Origin of the sequence: Streptomyces niveus (assembly GCF_001723055.1) — a bacterium.
Lineage (GTDB): Bacteria > Actinomycetota > Actinomycetes > Streptomycetales > Streptomycetaceae > Streptomyces > Streptomyces niveus.
On record NZ_MDCR01000296.1, the window covers coordinates 1 to 1,980 of the forward strand.

Here is a 1,980-nt window from a genome sequence, read left to right on the forward strand (position 1 = left end):
CCCGCCCCGTGACCACGCAGATGACCAGGTCCTCGGGGGAGTGCAGCGAGGCGAGCGAACCGACCATCGCGCGCGCCGTCGAGCGCACCGACTCCGCCTCGCCGGTGACCGTCAAGTGGTAGAAGGCGCGCAGCGAGACGGCCATCGGCAGACCGTCCACGACACTGTGCGCGTTGAGGAACTGCCGCATCGCCCCGGCGGTGAGCGGCTCCAGCTCGTCCACCGGCGCCGTCTCGGGCTCGATGAGCGCGGTGGCCAGCTGCTGACTGCCCAGCCCGATGCGTACCTGCCCGAAGTCGTCGTCCGCCACCCGGCGTTCCCACACCCGGCTGCCCTCGGCGACCAGCGCCCACAGCTGCTCCGGCGACGGGTGCAGGTAGTACTGCGCGTCCCGTTGCAGATGAGCGGTCCGCAGCACCGTACGCCGCGTCTGTGTCAGGTACTTGAGGTAGTCACGCCGCAGGTCGGCGAGTTCGCCCTGGGTGCCGCGCCGGTGCCGCACCAGCATCGCGATGGCCATGGCGATCGTCGAGGCGATCATCACCATGCCCATGATGCGCATGATCGGATTCGGCGTCATGAAGAAGAAGACGACCGAACCACCCATGCCGAGCATCGGCAGCAGCTGCATGAGCGCGCCCTCCTGCTGCCCTCTGGGCAGCGGGGGAGGGGGTTGTACCTGCATCTGCTCGCCCGGTACCTCGGCGGGCAGAGCCCGCGGCGGGCGCTTGACGACGATCTGACTCACTGCTCACCAATTCCCTTGCCGGACGAAAGAGTTCCCACCGGCGCCCCCGTGGCGACGGGCCTACATCCGCGGGCAAGGATCCTACTTGCGTGGGTGCCCACCACCCGGCGGTAGGGTGACCGGACGCGTTCGCGCACGCGTGCACCATCCGCGAGAATTCCGCGAAAATCCGGTCATTCGGAGTGCGGGCGAGCGCGAGCGGGCGCGAACAAATGCAAACGCATGCATCGGGCGTACGGATCCACGAGGGGGATGCAGCACGTGAGTATGACGGCCCAAGCGGCGGCCACCGGCACCGGTCAGCCCGGCGCCCCGGCCCCGTCCAGCGGTGGAACCGGCTTCTGCCGGATCACAGTTGTCGCACCGGACGGCCGGATCGACGTGGCGCTGCCCGAGGACATCCCCGTCGCCGACCTCCACTCGGAGATCCTGCGGCTGTCGGGCCAGAGCCCCGCCGCCGGCGCCCCGGTCGGGTACCACCTGGTACGCCGCGACGGCACCGTCCTCGACAGCGCACGCTCCCTGGCCTCCCAGCGCATCCTCGACGGCGAACTGCTGTCGCTGCGCCCCTTCGCCGAGTCCCTGCCCCCCGCGGTCTTCGACGACGTCTCCGACGCCGTCGCGTCCGCCGTCGCCCGCGACCGCACGCTGTGGACCGACAGCGCCATGCGCGGCGCCGGACTCTTCGGCGGCTCCGTCCTGCTGGTGCTGCTCGCCTTCGTGCTGTGGACCGCGGACCCCCGGCACGACACCCACGGGCTGCCGGGCATCCTGGCCGGCGTCACGGCCGTCATGCTGCTCGCCCTCGCGGGCGTACGGGCCCGGGTGTACGACGACCGCGGCTCCACCATCGCGCTCGGCATCGGCTCGCTGGCCAACGCCGCCGTCGCCGGCTCCGGACTGCTGCCCTTCGCCGACGGCCAGGGCATCGGCAGGCTCCAGTTCCTGCTCGCCTGCGCCGCCGTCCTGGTCGCCTCGGTGATCCTGGTGATCGTCGCCCCCGGCGGCGACGGCCCCTTCGTCGCGTTCGTCTTCGCCTCCACCGTCGGCCTCCTGGTGACGTTCATCGCCATCACCACCGACATGGCGCCCGCCGAGACCGCGGCCGTCTGCGCCGCGCTCTCCGTTGGAACACTCGCGTTCCTGCCCGGCCTCTCCACCCGCTTCGCCCGCCTCCCCATCGGCTTCGAGCCGCCCCGTACCGCCGCCGGTGACTACGGAAGCGACCCCGC

General features: G+C 71.5%; 1 protein-coding gene and 1 pseudogene. One reads left to right on the forward strand and one right to left on the reverse strand.

The window, feature by feature from the left end; genetic code table 11:
• A pseudogene (locus tag BHU15_RS29050) lies at window positions 1-748 on the reverse strand (type VII secretion protein EccC); the annotation flags it as partial.
• A gap of 267 nt (window positions 749-1,015) precedes the next feature.
• Here BHU15_RS29050 and eccD point away from each other — a divergent pair.
• Window positions 1,016-1,980 (forward strand): type VII secretion integral membrane protein EccD (gene eccD / locus BHU15_RS29055; protein ID WP_069629889.1); only part of this gene is annotated, 965 nt, incomplete at its 3' end.